Origin of the sequence: Xylanimonas allomyrinae, assembly GCF_004135345.1 — a bacterium.
In the GTDB taxonomy this organism is placed as follows: domain Bacteria; phylum Actinomycetota; class Actinomycetes; order Actinomycetales; family Cellulomonadaceae; genus Xylanimonas; species Xylanimonas allomyrinae.
The window spans coordinates 531078-548711 of the sequence record NZ_CP035495.1 but is presented as its reverse complement, the minus strand read 5'-3'; the positions used below and the strand labels follow the sequence as shown (position 1 = coordinate 548711).

Below are 17634 nucleotides of genomic sequence, written 5' to 3'. Positions count from 1 at the left end.
TCGGCGCGGGGCGCTCCCGGTAGTGTGGACGGGGTGAGGTTCTTCGGGTCACGCCGGGACACCGGACGCCCCTCGGGGCGAGACGAGGGATGGTCCCCGACCACGCCGCCAGCCGACGACACCGCGTCCGCCGACGCGCCGCCCGCCCTGGACGACCAGGAGCTGCGCGAACGAGTCGAAGGCCTGCTGGCGCGCGTCGTCGGCAGCCCGCGCGGCAGGACCGGGCAGCCTGCCCAGGAACCCTTGCCCGCGCCGCTCTCCCACGACCGCGTGAGCGCATGGCTCGAGCGGTCCGGGTTCACCTACTTCACCGACTCGGACGGTGACATCGGCGGGCTGTGGCACGGGCGCCTGTTCTACTTCCTCGTGCTCGGCGAGCGCGAGGAAGTCCTCCAGGTGCGCGGACAGTGGCACCGCGAGGCCACCATCGAGCGCCTCGAGGAGCTGCTCGAGGCCTGCAACTCGTGGAACGCCGACCACATCTGGCCCAAGGCGTACACGCGCGTGCGGGACGACGGCGGCGTCGTCGTGTGCACCGAGTGCACCGTCGACGTCGAGCCCGGCGTGACCGACGACCAGCTCGCCCAGCACCTGCAGTGCGGGCTCATCACGGGCTCGATGTTCTTCGACAGCCTCGACGAGACCTACCCCGATCCGCTCCAGGAGGCGCCGTGAGCCGCCTGGCCGCGTGGCTCGACCGCGCGCGCGGCCTCGCGCCGCGCGGCCAGGGCGCGACCCGGCCCACCGGTGGCCGGTCCGCCCGGCCACCCGAACCGCTGACCGCGCAGCGCGTGGGCGACGAGCTGACCCGCCGCGGCTACCGCTTCCGCATCGACTCGGACGGCGACATCACCGGTACGTGGGACGGCAACCGGTTCTGGTTCCTGCTGCTGGGCGACCACAAGGAGATCCTCCAGGTGCGCGGCCGCTGGGCCGGGGAGGTGGCGGCCACGACCCGCCTGGCCGTGCTCCAGGCGGTGAACGACTGGAACCGCGAGCGCATCTGGCCCAAGGTCTACATACGCGAGGAGGAGGACGGCCTCGCGCTGTACGCCGAGGTGTCGGTCGACTTCGAGCACGGGGCGACCGACGCGCAGGTCGCCGCGACCGTGTCCTGCGGCCTGGTGACGGCGACGCAGTTCTTCGACTCGCTGGCCACGCTCGCGCCTCCCGCGGCCGGGTAGCGCACTCCCCCGGACGCGCTCAGCGTCGCAGCAGCGTGGGCAGTCCGAGCGAGACCGGCCCGGAGGGCGCGGGCGTTCCGTGCGTGTGACCGTCGTCGGGCGCGCCGAGCCGCGTCCGCTCGCGGGCGGCCCACGCGTCACCCGAGCGCGTGCGACGCACCGCGTGCGTACCGCCGTCGGGACCGCCGTCGGCAGCGGAATGGGCCGCGGAATCGGCGAGAAGGTGGTGCGGCGCCGCGTGCGTGACGACGGCGGTCACCATGTCCCCCGGGCGGGGCAGGCGGGGGTCGAGGTCGGCCGCGTCGGCCAGGCGCGGGTCGTCAAGCGACGCCGGCGCGCCGGGTGCGACGAGACCGCCGGGCAGTGCGACGTGCACCAGCCGGTTGTCGGGTGCGCGGCCCGAGATCCGCTGCGTGGCGCCGTCCTTCTTGCCCGAGCCTTCGACGACGAGCACCTCGATCGTGCGGCCCACCTGCCGGGCGGCCTCCTGCGCCGAGACGCGCTCCTGCAAGGCCAGCAGCCGGTCGAACCGCTCCTGCACGACATCCTTGGGAACCTGGTCAGCCATGGTCGCGGCGGGGGTTCCCGGCCGCGGGGAGTACTGGAAGGTGAACGCGGACGTGAACCGGGAGGCCTCGACCACACGCAGCGTCTCCGCGAAGTCCTCCTCCGTCTCGCCCGGGAACCCGACGATGAGGTCGGTCGTGATGGCGGCGTCCGGCATCGCCGCGCGCACACGGTCGAGGATGCCGAGGAACTTCTCGGACCGGTACGAGCGGCGCATCGCGCGCAGCACCCTGTCGGATCCCGACTGGAGAGGCATGTGCAGGCTCGGCATGACGTTGGGCGTCTGCGCCATCGCGGCGATGACGTCGTCGGTAAAGGCGGCCGGATGCGGGGAGGTGAAGCGGACCCGCTCCAGCCCTTCGACCTGGCCGCACGCGCGCAGCAGCTTGGCGAAGGCGCCGCGGTCGCCGAACTCGACGCCGTAGGAGTTGACGTTCTGGCCCAGGAGCGTCACCTCGATCGCACCGCCGTCGACCAGCGCCTGCACCTCGGCGAGGATCTCGCCGGGGCGCCGGTCACGCTCCTTGCCGCGCAGGTGCGGCACGATGCAGAAGGTGCACGTGTTGTTGCAGCCCACCGAGATGGACACCCAGCCGGCGTAGACCGATTCACGACGCGTGGGCAGCGTCGAGGGAAACACCTGGAGCGACTCGGCGATCTCGACCTGCGCCGCCGCGTTGTGCCGGGCACGCTCCAGGAGCACCGGCAGCGCGTCAAGGTTGTGCGTGCCGAACACGACGTCGACATAGGGCGCTCGCTCGACGATCTCGCCCCGATCCTTTTGCGCCAGACAACCACCCACGGCGATCTGCATGCCCGGCCGCTGCGCCTTGATGCTCGCCAGATGACCCAGGTTTCCGTAAAGGCGCGTCGCCGCATTCTCCCGCACGGCGCAGGTGTTGATCACGACGACGTCGGCGCTGTTCGCGGCGTCGTCGGCGGCGCTCGCACGCACGTAGCCGGCCTGTTCCAGCAAGCCGGCCATGTGCTCGGAGTCGTGGACGTTCATCTGGCACCCGAGGGTGCGCACGACGTAGGTGCGCGCTGCGGGCGCGCCTGGTACGGGGAGGGTGGCGGAGGACATCGCGTCTAGGGTACGGTCCCCACCCCGGGCACGGAACCAGACCCGCATCGGAGCAGGTCATGACCGCCAAGGGGAATACCGTGACCAATTTGTTGCAGGACTGGGCGGTCCGGGGCTGTTCGTGGAAACACGAGGCAGGGATGCTGGGGCTGAGGACGACACCGACGAAAGGGCCGATCACGATGGAGACAGCCGCACCGCCACTGGTCGAGCTCACGGGGGTCAACAAGCACTTCGGCGCTCTCCACGTGCTGCGCGACATCAACCTCACGGTCCACAAGGGTGAGGTTCTCGTCGTCGTCGGGCCGTCGGGCTCGGGCAAGTCAACGCTGTGCCGAGCCATCAACCGGCTCGAGACCATCGACGAGGGCGAGATCCGCGTCGACGGCAACCCCCTGCCTGGCGAGGGCCGCGGGCTCGCCAAGCTGCGTGCGGAGGTCGGCATGGTGTTCCAGTCGTTCAACCTGTTCGCGCACAAGACCGTGCTCGACAACGTGACGCTCGGACCGCGCAAGGTCCGCCGGGCGTCGAAGAAGGATGCAGAGACGGAGGCGCTGGCGTTGCTGCGGCGCGTGGGTGTCGAGGACCAGGCGCGCAAGATGCCCGCCCAGCTCTCCGGCGGCCAACAGCAGCGCGTCGCGATCGCCCGAGCCCTCGCGATGCATCCCAAGGTCATGCTCTTCGACGAGCCCACCAGCGCCCTGGACCCCGAGATGGTCAACGAGGTGCTCGACGCGATGGTGGCGCTCACCAAGGAGGGCATGACGATGATCGTCGTGACACATGAGATGGGATTCGCCCGCAAAGCCGCGGACAGAGTCGTGTTCATGGCGGACGGTCAGATCGTCGAGGAAGCAGATCCCGACACGTTCTTCACCGCGCCTCAGTCGGAGCGGGCGAAGGACTTCCTCTCAAAGATCCTCATCCACTGAGGCACCACATCGCCACACGCGTCCGGGGGGACGCACCGAACGAAGGGGATATCATGCGCAAACGCACCACCGGGCTCCTCGCCCTCGCGGCGACAGCCGCGCTCACCTTCACCGCTTGTTCGAGCGCCGAACCAGGCGGACCGGCCGCCGACCCCTCGGAAGACGGCGGCGGGACGAGCAAGACCATCAAGGTCGGCGTGAAGTACGACCAGCCCGGCCTCGGCCTTCAGGACGGCCCCAACCACACAGGCTTCGACGTCGACGTCGCCACCTATGTCGTCGGCAAGCTCGGCTACACGCCCGACCAGATCCAGTGGGTCGAGTCACCGTCTGCCCAGCGCGAGACGATGCTCCAGACCGGGCAGGTCGACATCATCTTCGCGACGTACTCGATCACGGACGCTCGCAAGGAGATCGTCGACTTCGCCGGCCCGTACTTCATCGCGGGCCAGGATCTGCTCGTCTCGCAGGACAACACCGACATCACCGGCCCCGACGCGCTCGAGGGCAAGAACCTGTGCTCGGTCACGGGGTCGACGTCCGCCCAGAAGATCAAGGACAGCTACTCGGCCGGGGTGAACCTGCTCGAGCGTCCCGGCTACGCCGAGTGCGTCACCGCCCTCGTCGCGGGCCAGGTCGACGCGGTGACCACGGACGACATCATCCTCGCAGGCCTCGCCGCGACCGACGCCAACAAGGGCAAGGTCAAGGTGGTCGGTGCGCCGTTCACGGAAGAGCGCTACGGCATCGGGCTCCCCAAGGGCTCGACCGAGACGTGCGAGAAGGTCAACGAGGCCGTCAAGGAGATGATCGACGACGGCACGTGGGAGCAGCTCATCGAGAAGAACACCGCCGGGACCGGCTACACGCCCAACGCCGCCGAGAACCCGCCGACGCCGGACGCCTGCTCCTGACGCTCGGACCGCGCTTCGACGGGCTCGGCCACCCGCAGTGGCCGAGCCCGTCGAACACACCTGAAAGGAGCCGCTAGTGGCCGGGTTCTTCGACGTGCTCGCCAGCTACGACGTGCTCGGCGCGTTCTGGGTCAACGTGCAGCTCACCGTCTGGGGTGCGCTGCTGGCCCTCGTGCTGGGCACAGTCCTCGCCGTCATGCGGATCTCGCCGCTGCTCTCGTTGCAGTGGGCCGGCGCGGCGTACGTCAACATCGTCCGCAACACACCGCTCACGGTCATCATGACGTTCCTGGTGCTCGCAGTGTGGACCCAGCTCAGCGTCACGCTCTCCCGGGACTTCACCACGAACTTCTTCCTGTTCGCAGTGCTCGGACTCGGCGCCTACCACGCGGCGTTCGTGTGCGAGGCGATCCGCTCCGGCGTCAACACCGTGCCCGTCGGCCAGGCCGAGGCGGCTCGCGCCATCGGCCTCCCGTTCCTCTCGGCGGCCCGCATCATCGTGCTGCCCCAGGCGTTCCGCGGGGCGATCGCGCCGCTGGGCAACACCCTGATCGCGCTGCTGAAGAACTCCACGGTCGCGGCAGCCGCGTCCGTGTCCACAGAGACGTCGAGCGTCATGAAGACCATGATCGAGATCCGCCCGGACTACCTGTGGGAGATCTTCTTCACCTTCGCGATCGGCTTCGTCATCCTCATCATCCCCATCGGGCTGGCCACCACCTGGCTCTCCAACCGTCTGGCGGTCCGTCGATGAGCGCTTCCGTCCTGTTCGACGCCCCCGGCCCACGCGGCCGGCGCCGCATGGCGATCAGCAACGCCCTGGGCGCGGTCGTGGTGCTCGGCATCCTCGCCTGGGTGCTCGTCGTCCTCAGCGGCAAGGGCCAGCTCGCCGCCGGCCTGTGGCGCACCGCCGTCGACCCGCGCGCGTGGCAGTACTACTACCTGCCCGGGTTGCAGAACACCCTGCGCGCGGCGGCCTTCGCCACGGTCGGCGCCGTCGTCTTCGGGATTCTTTTCGGCATGGGCAGGCTGTCGCACCTGCGGGCGATCCGCTGGGTCTCCTCACTGCTCGTCGAGTTCCTGCGCGCCGTGCCCGTGCTCCTGATGATGGTCTTCCTCAACATCCTCTTCGGGGTCACGCTGCGGGGCGTCGTCGCCGACTCGGCGTTCACCGCCGTCGTCGTGGCGCTCATCCTCTACAACGGGTCGGTCATCGCCGAGCTCGTTCGCTCGGGCGTCGGCAGCCTGCCGCGCGGGCAGGCCGAGGCCGGCGTGTCGCTGGGCCTCACACGCGGGCAGACCCTCCGCTCGATCCAGCTCCCCCAAGCCCTCATCGCGATGCTCCCGGCAGTCGTCTCCCAGCTCGTCGTCGTTCTCAAGGACTCCGCGCTCGGCCAGCTCATCGGGTACAAGGAGCTGCTGCGCTCCGCCCAGATCCTCGCCTCAGGAGGCGGCAACCCGCTGCAGGCGCTGTTCGTCGCCGCGATCCTGTTCATCCTGCTCAACGTCGTGCTGTCGTGGGTCGCGCGCAGGCTCGCCCGGCGACTGTCCAGCCGAACCTCCGGCAAGACGGCCACAGGCAGCGGCATCGGCCCAGGCATCGCAGTCCCACGGACCGCGCCCGGTGTGACGGCCGGAGGGTGATGCGCGCGCCGCGCGGGTTCTGCGGCGACCCCGGCCACGCTCGTCCAGGCCGGGCACCGCAGGGTCGGCGTCAGCGGCCCACGATGGGGCCGTGAAGGTAGTCGTCTGCCGGCTCGTGGACCCGCTCGTGCGCCGGCCGCGCCTCTACCCTGCGGGCATCGCCCCGCTCGCCACGAAGATCTCGGGGGGGCCGCGCCCGCACTCGGCCGATGGCACGCACTCGACCGACTGCCGTGGCACCTATCCGAGCTCGGAGAGGTCGCCGGTCTCCACACCCTCTGCCGCGAGCGCGTCCTTGACCGCCGCGAACGCAACCCCGGTCGGATAGCCCTTCCGGGCCAACGCCGACGCGGCCCGCCTGACGCGGGCGTCGCGCGCCAGCCCACGCGTGCGGGCCACCAGCCCGCCGGCGAGGCGCGCCGCCGTCTCGCGCTCGTCGTCGTCGGCAACCTGACCGAGCGCCTCGGCCGCCGTGTCGTCGTCTATCCCGCGCCGGCGCAGCTCTGCGGCGATGGCGCGGCGTGCGAGGCCCCTCTCGGAGTGCCGGGTGCGCACGACCATGTGGGCGTACTCGACGTCGTCGATCAGGCCCACCTCGGCGAACCGATCCAGGACCCGCGCCACCACCGGCTCCGGGTAGCCCTTGCGGGCCATCGCCTGCTCCAGTTCGCGGCGGCTCTTCGGCGTAGCGGTCAGGATGCGAAGGACGGTCTCGCGGGCCAGGTCGCCGGCCTCGTCGACCGTGACCTCGCCCGCCTCAAGGCGCTCGGTGACGGAACGGCGCGGTGCGCGCTCACCCGAGCGCGCACCGACACCGCTCCGACCGGTCCGGCCGCGGCGCTTCCCCACGCCGCGACCCCCCTCGTCGCCATCACGTTCCGGTCCGGGGACGGAGGACCCCGGCGAACCGAGCATCAGAACGGTGCCTTCTTGCCCTTGGCACCCGCGGCGGGCGCGGCGGCGGCGGCCGGCGTTGCGGTGCCCGCCTTGCCTGCCGCGACGTCGTCGGCCGGTGCGTCGAGCTTGGCGCCCACGCCGAGCTTCTCCTTGATGCGCTTCTCCAGCTCGTTGGCGAGGTCGGGGTTGTCGCGCAGGAACCCTCGCGCGTTCTCCTTGCCCTGGCCGAGCTGGTCGCCCTCGTAGGTGAACCACGAGCCCGACTTGCGCACGAGACCGTGCTCCACGCCCATGTCGATGAGGCCACCCTCGCGTGAGATGCCCACCCCGTAGAGGATGTCGAACTCCGCCTGCTTGAACGGCGGGGCCATCTTGTTCTTGACCACCTTGACGCGCGTGCGGTTGCCGACCGGCTCCGTGCCCTCTTTCAGGGTCTCGATGCGACGGATGTCCAGGCGGACCGACGCGTAGAACTTGAGCGCCTTGCCGCCGGTCGTCGTCTCCGGGCTGTTGTGCACCATCACGCCGTCGACGAAGTAGTTGTGGTTTCCCTCCACCTCGATGTCGAAGCGGCGCATCGAGGGGGCCTTCGGCTTGACGCGGACGTCGCTAACGCGCGCGGGCATCAGAACGGTACGCGGCGCCACGACCTCCGGCGTCACGTCGAACTGCCCCCGGAACCGCGGGTCCAGCAGGTGCTGCATCGAGGCGTGAACGTACGGTGCCACGACCTCCTGGAGCCGTGCCGTCCCAGCCTGCGTGAGCCGGATGACCCACTGCTGCCCGGAGTCCTGCCGGTGCAGCGCGCAGTCGACGCCGTGGCTGTCCCGCAGGTAGCCGGCCAGACGTTCGCGCGATCCGGGGCTCATCTCGTCGACGCAGACCTCGGCGTGCCCCACGCTGCCGCCCGTGCTCGCCTGCGGGCACCCGGACATGACGTCGACCGAGAAGCGGTCCATGTACCAGACGGCGAGGGCGAGCGGGGTGAGCGCCTTGAGGTAGTCCTCCGTGATGTGCTTCTTGCCGTCGCCGAAGTCGACGACCTCGCGCAGCTCGGACAGCTCGGCGAGCGGCCTCAGACCGACCTGCGTCGCACCGTCCGGCAGGACCGTGCGCGTCTGCCCCACGTTGTGAAGCATCGACGCCTTCCAGCCGAGGTACGCGGCCTGCGCGGGGCTGTGATCCATGCGGAACTGAGCTCGTCCGCCGGGAAGGGACGACAGGGTGGCGCCTCCGAGCAGTCCACCGAGCACCACCTGCCACTGCTGGTCGGACAGGAGCGCGTCCTCGGCAACCATGACGCGGTCTCCCGCGAGGATCTCGCCTGCTTCGCGCCAGCCGCCCGGGGTGCGGACGAGGTGGTTCTCCGTCGCCGCGAACTGGGCGCCCTCACCCGTGCCCGACTCGACCGTGAACTCCAGGAACCGCTCGGCAGGGCCGTTGTCGAACCAGTTGACGACCTTCCGCGGAACCGCCTGGCCCGACTCCGGGTCGTACGACAGCACCTCGACCGGCCGCTTCTCGTCGACGATGGTGCCGATCTGCTCCGTCGTGCCGTCGGCGAGCACGACACGCGTCGAGTAGTCGAAGCATCCGAAGAAGACGCCGATCTTCTCGCGCAGCTGGTTGATGAAGATGGCGGTCGTACCCGACGAGCTCAGCGCACCCGTGATCTTGCGCAGTGCCTGCGACATCAGACGCGCCTGGAGGCCCACGTGGCTGTCGCCCATCTCGCCCTCGATCTCAGCCTTCGGCACCAGTGCCGCGACCGAGTCGATGACGATGACGTCGAGCGCGCCCGAACGGATGAGCATGTCGGCGATCTCGAGCGCCTGCTCGCCCGTGTCCGGCTGGGACACGAGCAGGGCGTCGGTGTCGACACCCAGCTTCTTGGCGTACTCGGGGTCGAGCGCGTGCTCGGCGTCGATGAAGGCCGCGATGCCGCCCGAGCGCTGCGCGCTGGCGACTGCGTGCAGGGCGACCGTCGTCTTGCCCGAGGACTCCGGGCCGTAGATCTCCACGACGCGCCCGCGCGGGAGTCCTCCGATGCCGAGCGCCACGTCGAGCGCGATCGAGCCGGTGGGGATCACTTCGACGGGAGCGCGAGAGTCGTCGCCCAGGCGCATGACCGAGCCCTTGCCGAAACTGCGGTCGATCTGGGCGAGCGCAGCCTCAAGGGCCTTGTCGCGGTCTGCCGGTGCGGGCATGTCGGTCACCTTTGTGGTCGGGGCGCGGCGAGTGCGCGCCGGCTTCTGTGTCTGCGAGCTCATCGGTGCCAGACCGTATGTGCAGCCACCGACACGGACGCCTTCTCCGGCCCCTGCCTGACGACAAGGTTCCAGAATCCGTGCCTGTGGACGACTTTAGCCGAACATCTGTTCGATGCGAGCGACACGCCGACGCGTCCACGACGCGTCCGCGTCTCCGCCGAGCGGTCGAGCGGCCACGACGCGGCCTCTCGGCTCCGGCGAGGTGCCGGCGAGGTGCCGGCGAGCGCCGGTGAAGCGCCGGTGCGCCGTCAGCGCGACGGCGGCGGCGCCTTGCGCCCGCGGCTCGTGCCCCAGCGGTCCGCGTCGGGCACGTCGAGCGCGTCGCACAGCGCGTGCCAGACGTCGCGCGGCTGGAGCCCCGCGTCCAGCGCCTCGGCCGGGGTGCGGTCGCCGAGCGCCGCCAGCACCTGCTCTCGCGCGAGCGCGCGCCCGTACCCGGGCCCGAAGACCTCGTCGATCAACTCCCAGAACTCCCGCAGACGCACGGGGCAAGCGTGCCACCGCCGTCAAGCCTCCGGCCGGCACGGGCGGCCCCGGCGTCGTCCACCGGCGCCTGCTCCTCGCCGCGACCTTGCCCGCGCGCACGACGACGCTGCTGCCCAGCGTCGTCCACAGGAGGTCGGCGCCGTGTCGGACCCGCGGTCCAGAATGGTCGCGTGACCTCTCCTTTGGCCCGCTTCGGCCCCGCGACTCGCACTTGGTTCGCGGGTGCGTTCGAGGGGCGACGGCGGCCCAGGCGGGCGCGTGGGAGGCGATCGGCGAGGGCAACCACGCGCTCGTCGTCGCACCGACCGGCTCGGGCAAGACGCTCGCCGCATTCCTCTGGGCGATCGACCGCCTGCACCACGAGCCGCTCCCCGAGCGCGGGCTGCGCTGTCGCGTCCTGTACGTCTCGCCGCTCAAGGCGCTGGCCGCCGACGTCCAGCGCAACCTGCGCTCTCCGCTGACGGGCATCCGCCAGGCCGCGGCCCGCGCCGGGATCGAGACCCCCGGGATCGACGTCGGGATGCGCACCGGTGACACACCTGCGAACGAGCGCCGCGCGTTCGCGACCCGGCCCCCCGACATCCTCGTCACGACGCCCGAGTCGCTGTTCCTCATGCTCACCTCGCAGGCTCGCGCGGGCCTGCTCGGCGTCGAGACGGTGATCCTCGACGAGATCCATGCCGTCGCGGGCACCAAACGCGGGGCGCACCTGGCCCTGAGCCTCGAACGGCTCGACGCGCTCCTGGTCGGCGCGGGCTCGGCACCCGCCCAGCGTGTCGGGCTGTCGGCGACGGTCCGGCCCGTCGACCAGGTGGCGGCCTTCCTCGGCGGGCACCGTGCACCCGACGAGGGCGGGCGTCAGGTCGCCGTCGTGCAGCCGCCCGCGGCCAAGGAATGGGCCATCGACGTCGTCGTCCCGGTCCCGGACCTGTCCGACCTCGACGCGCCCCCCGGCACCGCGCCGGGCGCGTCGGGGCCCGAGGACTCGGCGCCGTCGGACGACGACCTCGCCCGTGCCCCGGAGGTGCCCGGCATTCCCGACATCGCGGGGGACGCCACCTCGCCGCTGCGCCGGTCGTCGGTGTGGCCGCACGTCGAGGAGCGCGTCGTCGACCTCGTCGCCTCGCACCGATCGACTCTCGTGTTCACCAACTCGCGGCGCGGCGCCGAGCGTCTCACCAGCCGTATGAACGAGCTGTGGGCGCAGCGCCTCGGCGAGCGCGTCGCCGACCCGAGCGGCACGTGGCCTGCACAGGCCCCCGGCCAGTCCGGCACGGCGGCCGGGATCGCTCCCGGCGTCGAGATCCTCGCGCGCGCCCACCACGGCTCGATGAGCCGCACCGAGCGCACGCGCACCGAGTCGGAGCTCAAGGAGGGACGGCTGCCCGCCGTCGTCGCCACGAGCTCGCTCGAGCTGGGCATCGACATGGGCGCGGTCGACCTCGTGGTGCAGGTCGGCGCGCCGCCGTCGGTCGCGAGCGGGCTGCAGCGCATCGGCCGCGCCGGTCACCAGGTCGGCGCGGTGTCGCACGGCGTCGTCTTCCCGACGCACCGCGGCGACCTCGTTCCCGCGGCGGTCGTCGCCCAGCGCATGCGCGACGGCGAGATCGAGCCCCTGCACGTGCCCACCACGCCGCTCGACGTGCTCGCCCAGCAGGTCGTCGCCGCGCTCGCGACCGACGACTGGGACGCCGACGACCTCCTCGCCACGTTCCGCCGCGCGCACCCCTACGCCCACCTGGGCCGGGCGACCTGGGCCTCGGTGCTCGACATGCTCGCCGGCCGCTACCCCTCCGAGGACTTCGCCGAGCTACGCGCCCGCATCGTGTGGGACCGCGCGACCGGGCGGCTGTCGGCCCGGCCAGGCGCGCTGCGCCTCGCGGCCACCAGCGGTGGCACCATCCCCGATCGGGGGCTCTACGGCGTCTTCCTCGCGTCGGGCGACGCCGCGGACGGCGTGGCGCAGCGCGGCGGCAAGCGTGTGGGCGAGCTCGACGAGGAGATGGTCTACGAGTCCCGCGTGGGCGACACGTTCACGCTCGGCTCCTCGACGTGGCGCATCGAGGACATCACGCCCGACCGCGTGCTCGTCTCCCCCGCACCCGGGCTGCCCGGCCGCCTGCCGTTCTGGAAGGGCGACTCGCCGGGTCGGCCGGTCGAGCTGGGCCGCGCGATGGGCGCGTTCGTCCGCACCAGCGACGCGCTGCTCGCCGACGACGCCGCCACCGGCCGCGCCCGCCTGCGCGAGGCCGGGCTCGACGCCTGGGCGGCCGACAACCTCGCCGCGTACCTGACGGAGCAACGCATCGCGACGGGTCGCGTGCCCGACGACCGCACGATCGTCGTCGAGCGGTTCCGTGACGAGCTCGGCGACTGGCGCGTCGTGGTCCACTCACCCTTCGGCGCGCGCGTGCACGCACCGTGGGCACTGATCCTCGCCGGTCGGCTGCGCGAGAGGCACGGCCTCGACGTCGCCGCCATGCACTCCGACGACGGGATCGTGCTGCGGCTGCCCGACGCCGGGGCCGCCTGGGACGTCGCCGAGGTTCCCGCCGAGGGCGGCCCCGGGGGCGATGCTCCGCTCGTCACCGCCGAGGACCTGCTGGTCGATCCCGACGACGTCGTGCGCGCCGTCCGCGACGAGCTGGGCTCGTCGGTGCTGTTCGCCGCCCGCTTCCGCGAGGCCGCCGCGCGCGCCCTGCTGCTGCCACGCCGGCGCCCCGACCGCCGCCAGCCGCTGTGGCAGCAACGCCAGCGCGCGGCCCAGCTCTTGCAGGTCGCAGCCCAGTTCCCCGACTTCCCGATCACGCTCGAGGCCGCTCGGGAGTGCCTTCAGGACGACTTCGACGTCGCCGCTCTCGGCGCCCTGATGGCGGACGTCGCCGCGGGCCGGATCCGCATCGTCGAGGTGACCACGCAGAGCCCGTCACCGTTCGCGCAGTCGCTGCTGTTCGGGTACACGGCGCAGTTCCTCTACGACGGCGACGCCCCACTGGCCGAGCGCCGCGCTGCCGCTCTCTCGCTCGATCCCGACCTGCTCGCCGAGCTGCTGGGCGAACAGGGTGCGACCGCGATCGCCGACCTTCTCGACCCGGCCGCCGTCGAGCGCACCGAGGCGGAGCTCCAGGCGCTCGCGCCCGAGCGGCAGGCCAAGGACGCCGAGGGCCTGTGGGACGTACTGCGCCGGACCGGGCCGCACGACCTCCTTGCGCTGGAGGCGCGCACGCGTACGCAGTCGCGCACCGAGGTCGCCGGGTGGCTCGACGCGCTGGAAGGTGACCGGCGCGTCATCCGGGTGCGGTTTGCCGGCGCCGAGCAGTGGGCCGTCGCGCAGGATGCGGGAAGGCTGCGCGACGCGCTCGGCGTCGCGCTCCCCGTCGGCGTGCCCGAGGCCTACACCGAACTCGTTCCCGACCCGCTGGGCGACCTGGTGCGCCGCCATGTGCGCACCCACGGGCCGGTCGCGGCCACCGACGTCGCGACACGGTTCGGGCTCGGCATCGCCGTCGTCCTGCATGCGCTTGCTCGGCTCGAGGCGGCGGGAACCGTGGTGCGGGGGGCGCTGCGGCCGTCCTCGCTGGGCGGTACGGGCGACGAATGGTGCGACCCCGAGGTGCTGCGACGGCTCCGACGCCGGTCGCTGGCGGCGCTGCGCGCCGAGGTGGAGCCCGTCGAGCCGCAGGCGCTGGGTGTCTTCCTGCCGCACTGGCAGCAGGTCGGCGCCCGCTCGGCGGCCCGAGGCGTCGACGGTGTGCTGAGGGCGGTCGAGCAGCTTGCCGGTGCCGCGGTACCCGCGAGCGCGCTGGAGACGCTCGTGCTGCCTGCGCGTGTGCCCGACTACTCCACTGCGCTGCTCGATGAGCTCACGACCGCGGGCGAGGTGCTGTGGTGCGGTCACGCGCGGCTGCCCGGGTCGGGCGGCGGTGATGGCATGGTGTCGCTGCACCTGGCCGACGGCGCGCCGCTGACGCTGCGGGAACCCGACCCGGTCGAGGAGGGCGGCGCGCTCGACACCGACCTGCACCGCGCGGTGCTCGACCTGCTCACGGGATCCGGCGGCTACTTCCTGACCCGACTGGCCGAGCTGGCGGACGCGTCGACGAGTGCGACGCTCGACGTGCTGTGGGACCTGGTGTGGGCGGGCTGGGTCACCAACGACGGGCTGGGGCCGCTGCGTGAGGCCGTCGGCGCGGGTGCCGGAGGCGCACACCGGGCGCCGCGCGCGCCGGCGCGGGCACGCCCGGTGCGGCACTCACGGTTCGGCGGACTCAGCCGACCGGCCGTGTCGCCCGCGTCGGCGGTGCGAACCGGTGGCGGCCGCTGGGCCGCCCTGCCTGCCGTCGAACGGGACCCGACGCTGCGCGCGCACGCGCTGACGCAGGTGCTCCTGGAACGGCACGGCGTGCTCACCCGCGCGGTCGCTCCGTCGGAGGGAGCGACGCGAGCGTTCCGCGACGTCTACCGCGTGCTGCGCGAGCTCGAGGAGCGCGGTGCGGTGCGTCGCGGTTATTTCGTGGAAGGGCTCGGCGGGTCGCAGTTCGCTCTGCCGGGAGCCGTCGACCAGCTCCGCACCGACGCCGCCGACCGTGCCCGAGCCCATGAGGTCGACCCGGACGACGGATCCGACGTGACCCAGGCGTTCCGCACGAACCCGCCCGACCTCGTCGCCGGCTCGTGGCATCCGCAGGGGACGCGTGGCGCCGGCGACCCGCACGCGGCGACCCGGCCGCACGAGACGACCGGCCCGCACGAGGCGGGCAGCCTCGCCGCGTCCCGGCAGCTCCCGCATCATGTCGGCGGCCCGGACGGGTCGCTCGCCGCTCACGTCTCGGTGCCCGGCGCACTGCTGCTGGCCGCGACCGATCCCGCCAACCCGTACGGCGCCGCTCTGGCCTGGCCGCCCGGGTCGACGTCCGCAGACGGCCCCGGCGCGCACCGTCCGGGCCGCAAGGCGGGCGCCGTCGTGGTCCTGGTCGACGGAGACGTGGTGCTCTTCGTCGAGCGCGGAGGGCGCACCGTGCTGACGTTCGGCTCGTCCGAGCCGGGCGCCGTGCGACGCCTCGCGACCGCCGGGCGGGTGCTGGCGGACGCGGCCCGGACGGGTCGTCTCGGGCGCGTGCTCGTGCAGCGGGTCGACGGCGTCGCCGCGCTCACGGCGGCCCGAGAACGCACGCTCGGTGCGGGTGCACTGCTCGACGCCGGGTTCGCCGTGACGCCCCGGGGGCTGCGGGTGGCGGGCGGCTGACCGATGCCCGAGGGAGATGTGCTGCGCCTGACGGCCGAGCGGCTCGGTGCCGCGCTCGGCGGGTCCCCGCTCGTGCGCGCCGAGCTGCGCTGGCCTTCCGTCGCGGGCGCCGACCTCGTCGGCCGGACGCTCGTCGAGTCGACGGCCTACGGCAAGCACCTGCTGCTGCGCCTCGACGCGGGCCCGAACCTCACGCCGCACGGCGCCGGCCCGCGGACCGGCGCGGCCCCGCCCACCCGCGGGACCGTGCGCCCCGGTGAGTCCCCGCGCGACACCACCGAACAGGTCGGTGAGTCCCGGAACACCAGCGCGGTCCCGCGCCCTGGCGTGCCTCCACGATCCGACGAGGCCTCACGATCCGCCCGGCAGGAGGCGTCGTCCGCGCGTTCGGGGCGGCTCGGCTCGACCACGCCAGCGAGCCGGGCCGGCGGCTGGACCTTGCACACGCACCTGAGGATGGACGGCTTCTGGCGCGTGCACAGGACGGGCAGCCGCGAAGCGGCCGGGCGGTCCCCGGCGGTGCGCGCCGTGCTCGCGACCAGCACCTGGACCTGCGTGGGGTGGCATCTGGGCATGCTGGACCTGCTGCGCACGCGTGACGAGCACACGCTGCTCGCCGGGCTGGGTCCTGATGTGCTGGCCGACGCCTTCGCGTCGAGCGGCCCCACGGCGCACGGCGGCGTCGACGAGGGCGTCCGCCGCCTCCTGGTCGCGCCGCAGCGCCCGGTGTGCGTCGCACTGCTCGACCAGAGGGTCGTTGCGGGACTCGGCACGATCTGGATGGCGGAGTCGTTGTTCGCCGAGCGGCTGTGGCCGTGGACCCCCGTCGGCGTTCTCGACGCACGGCGAGTCCGAGGGCTGCTCCTGACGGCGTCGCGCCTCGTCGGCGCCAGCGTGACGGTCGCTCGGCGGGCCGGGCTCGGCGCCGTCGAGCGGCGCGTCCACGGCCGCCACCGTGGGCCGTGTGTGCGCTGCGGGACGCCGATCGCGCTGGGGTCGACGCGAGGGCAGGACGTCCGCCCCGACCAGGGAGCGCTTGAGCGGGTCGTCTACTGGTGTCCGCGCTGCCAGGCGCCCGGGGCGTGAACCCGCCGTGCGGGTCGGCAGCGGAGTGCCGCGGCGGGGTGTGCCCCACGCCCGCGGCACGGGCCCCGGAGCGCGCGATCTCGGGTGTGGACGACGTGAGGCGGGCGGCCCCATCGGGGGCGGCCCGCCTCACGTCGTCAGATGAGTTCTGGTGCGGATCAGCCGACCGGTGTCAGCTCCGCTTCGATGCCCGTACGCCAGTCCCCACCGCGGGCCAGCAAGCCGACCACGAAGTCCGCGGGGATGGTGTCGGGGATGGCGAGGCCCTCAGCGATCGCGATGCGGTCGCTGACCTCGCGCAGCACGAGCGACATCGGCAGGTCCAGCGCCTCGCAGATCGAGGCCAGGAGCTCCGACGACGCCTCCTTCTGACCGCGCTCGACCTCGCTCAAGTAGCCGAGCGAGACCCGTGCGGCGGAGGACACCTCACGAAGGGTGCGCCCCTGACGCTGCCGCGCATCGCGCAGCACGTCGCCGATCTCTCGTCGAAGAACGACCATTTCGCGCCCCCTCTCGTCACCCATCCGGTCCCCGTGACCGGAAGTCGACCTACCGTACCCTGTGGTCCCGGAGACGAGCCTCGACTGGCGCATCCCGGGCCGGCCTGTTGGCCTGGTGCTGATCACGCCCTCCACAACGCCGGCCCCCGGCCGTTGTTCCCTGGGCCGCCGCCCGTGGGACGCTCGTCACACGTGACCATGTCTTGAACCTCCCACGCGTACCGCGTCCGTGCCAACCTCGACTCCGAATCGTGACACGGAGTTCACCTCGCGGTCACAGCACCTCGGCCGCGAGATCGAGCACCCCGCCGACCGCGCCGCACCGGATCGCAGCGCGGTCCCCGGCGAGGTCGAGGCGTCGCACGTCGGTGCGCTCCGGGGTGACGACGGCGACGTAGACGACGCCCGGCGCCTGACCGTCCTGGGCGTCCGGGCCCGCGACGCCGGTGGTCGCGAGCCCGACGTCTGAACGCGCGACGCGTCGGACGCCCGCGGCCATCGCCGTCGCGACGTCCGGGTCCACGGCGCCCCGCTCGGCGAGGAGCGCGGCGTCGACGCCCAGCAGCGATGCCTTCAGATCGGTCGCATATGCGACGACGCCGCCGCGCAGCACCGACGACGCCCCGGGGACGTCGACGAGGGCCGCGGCCACGAGCCCTCCGGTGAGCGACTCCGCGACGGCGAGCGTCCAGCCGCGCGCTGCGGCCAGCCTGAGGACCTCGGCGGGCCGCTCCCCCGGTCCCCGGTGCGGCGCGCCCGTGTTCACGGCGTCGTCGCGCGAGACGACCCAGCACCCGTCGCGAGGGCGCCGCGCACGGCACCGGT

The 17634-nt window shown here is 72.7% G+C and carries 13 protein-coding genes and 3 pseudogenes; 8 read left to right on the top strand and 8 right to left on the bottom strand.

The genetic code is table 11. The features are described 5' to 3' along the window. Nucleotides 1–33 precede the first annotated feature (33 nt). Together ET495_RS02435 and ET495_RS02430 are read left to right on the top strand one after the other, a co-directional pair. A complete protein-coding gene (locus ET495_RS02435; protein ID WP_245993264.1) occupies nt 34–675 on the top strand; it encodes a YbjN domain-containing protein in 642 nt (213 codons plus the stop codon). Further along, nucleotides 672–1184 carry a type III secretion system chaperone family protein gene (locus tag ET495_RS02430; RefSeq protein WP_245993263.1) on the top strand — a complete coding sequence of 171 codons (513 nt, stop codon included), beginning with the start codon at nt 672–674 and terminating at the stop codon, nt 1182–1184. The genes ET495_RS02435 and ET495_RS02430 overlap by 4 nt, the downstream gene beginning before the upstream one ends. Before the next feature lie 19 nt (nt 1185–1203). On the opposite strand, the gene miaB is transcribed toward ET495_RS02430, so the two are convergent. Beyond that, on the bottom strand, nt 1204–2835 hold the full coding sequence (miaB, locus tag ET495_RS02425) for a tRNA (N6-isopentenyl adenosine(37)-C2)-methylthiotransferase MiaB (protein WP_129202334.1): 1632 nt from the start codon (nt 2833–2835) through the stop codon (nt 1204–1206). A gap of 182 nt (nt 2836–3017) precedes the next feature. On the opposite strand from miaB, the gene ET495_RS02420 reads away from it, so the two are divergent. From ET495_RS02420 to ET495_RS02405, 4 genes are all read left to right on the top strand, one after another. Further along, the gene (locus tag ET495_RS02420) at nt 3018–3767 is read left to right on the top strand and encodes an amino acid ABC transporter ATP-binding protein (protein ID WP_162616529.1); all 750 of its coding nucleotides are present in this window, start codon (nt 3018–3020) and stop codon (nt 3765–3767) included. A gap of 53 nt (nt 3768–3820) precedes the next feature. Further along, nucleotides 3821–4681, top strand: a complete 861-nt coding sequence (locus ET495_RS02415; RefSeq protein WP_129202332.1) for a glutamate ABC transporter substrate-binding protein — start codon at nt 3821–3823, stop codon at nt 4679–4681. A gap of 76 nt (nt 4682–4757) precedes the next feature. Next, nucleotides 4758–5435 (top strand): amino acid ABC transporter permease, encoded by a 678-nt coding sequence (locus ET495_RS02410; RefSeq protein ID WP_129202330.1) that lies wholly within the window; start codon nt 4758–4760, stop codon nt 5433–5435. After that, nucleotides 5432–6325, top strand: coding sequence for an amino acid ABC transporter permease (locus ET495_RS02405; protein WP_129202328.1), 894 nt, complete (start codon nt 5432–5434; stop codon nt 6323–6325). Before ET495_RS02410 ends, ET495_RS02405 begins: the two co-directional genes overlap by 4 nt. A 240-nt stretch (nt 6326–6565) precedes the next feature. On the opposite strand, the gene ET495_RS02400 is transcribed toward ET495_RS02405, so the two are convergent. The 5 genes and pseudogenes from ET495_RS02400 to ET495_RS02390 form a co-directional block, all read right to left on the bottom strand. Next, a complete protein-coding gene (locus ET495_RS02400; protein ID WP_245993262.1) occupies nt 6566–7174 on the bottom strand; it encodes a regulatory protein RecX in 609 nt (202 codons plus the stop codon). A 65-nt stretch (nt 7175–7239) separates the two neighbouring features. Beyond that, nucleotides 7240–7731 (bottom strand): annotated as a pseudogene (locus ET495_RS19110) (recombinase RecA family protein); the annotation flags it as partial. Between the two features lie 24 nt (nt 7732–7755). Further along, nucleotides 7756–8790, bottom strand: a pseudogene (locus tag ET495_RS19605) (intein-containing recombinase RecA); the annotation flags it as partial. 6 nt (nt 8791–8796) lie between these two features. Next, nucleotides 8797–9429: pseudogene (gene recA, locus ET495_RS19600) on the bottom strand (recombinase RecA); the annotation flags it as partial. A 311-nt stretch (nt 9430–9740) separates the two neighbouring features. After that, nucleotides 9741–9977, bottom strand: a complete 237-nt coding sequence (locus ET495_RS02390; RefSeq protein ID WP_129202322.1) for a DUF3046 domain-containing protein — start codon at nt 9975–9977, stop codon at nt 9741–9743. Nucleotides 9978–10189: 212 nt separating this feature from the next. Between ET495_RS02390 and ET495_RS02385 the strand changes: the two genes are divergently transcribed. Beyond that, complete coding sequence (locus ET495_RS02385) at nt 10190–15223, top strand: Lhr family helicase (protein ID WP_425471185.1); 5034 nt, start codon at nt 10190–10192, stop codon at nt 15221–15223. Between the two features lie 3 nt (nt 15224–15226). After that, the gene (locus ET495_RS18400; RefSeq protein ID WP_245993260.1) at nt 15227–16309 is read left to right on the top strand and encodes an Fpg/Nei family DNA glycosylase; all 1083 of its coding nucleotides are present in this window, start codon (nt 15227–15229) and stop codon (nt 16307–16309) included. A 158-nt stretch (nt 16310–16467) separates the two neighbouring features. Here ET495_RS18400 and ET495_RS02370 read toward each other — a convergent pair whose 3' ends face one another. Together ET495_RS02370 and ET495_RS02365 are read right to left on the bottom strand one after the other, a co-directional pair. Next, nucleotides 16468–16809 carry a helix-turn-helix domain-containing protein gene (locus ET495_RS02370; RefSeq protein WP_129202320.1) on the bottom strand — a complete coding sequence of 114 codons (342 nt, stop codon included), beginning with the start codon at nt 16807–16809 and terminating at the stop codon, nt 16468–16470. 274 nt (nt 16810–17083) lie between these two features. Continuing rightward, a complete protein-coding gene (locus ET495_RS02365) occupies nt 17084–17575 on the bottom strand; it encodes a CinA family protein (protein WP_129202318.1) in 492 nt (163 codons plus the stop codon). Nucleotides 17576–17634 lie beyond the last annotated feature (59 nt).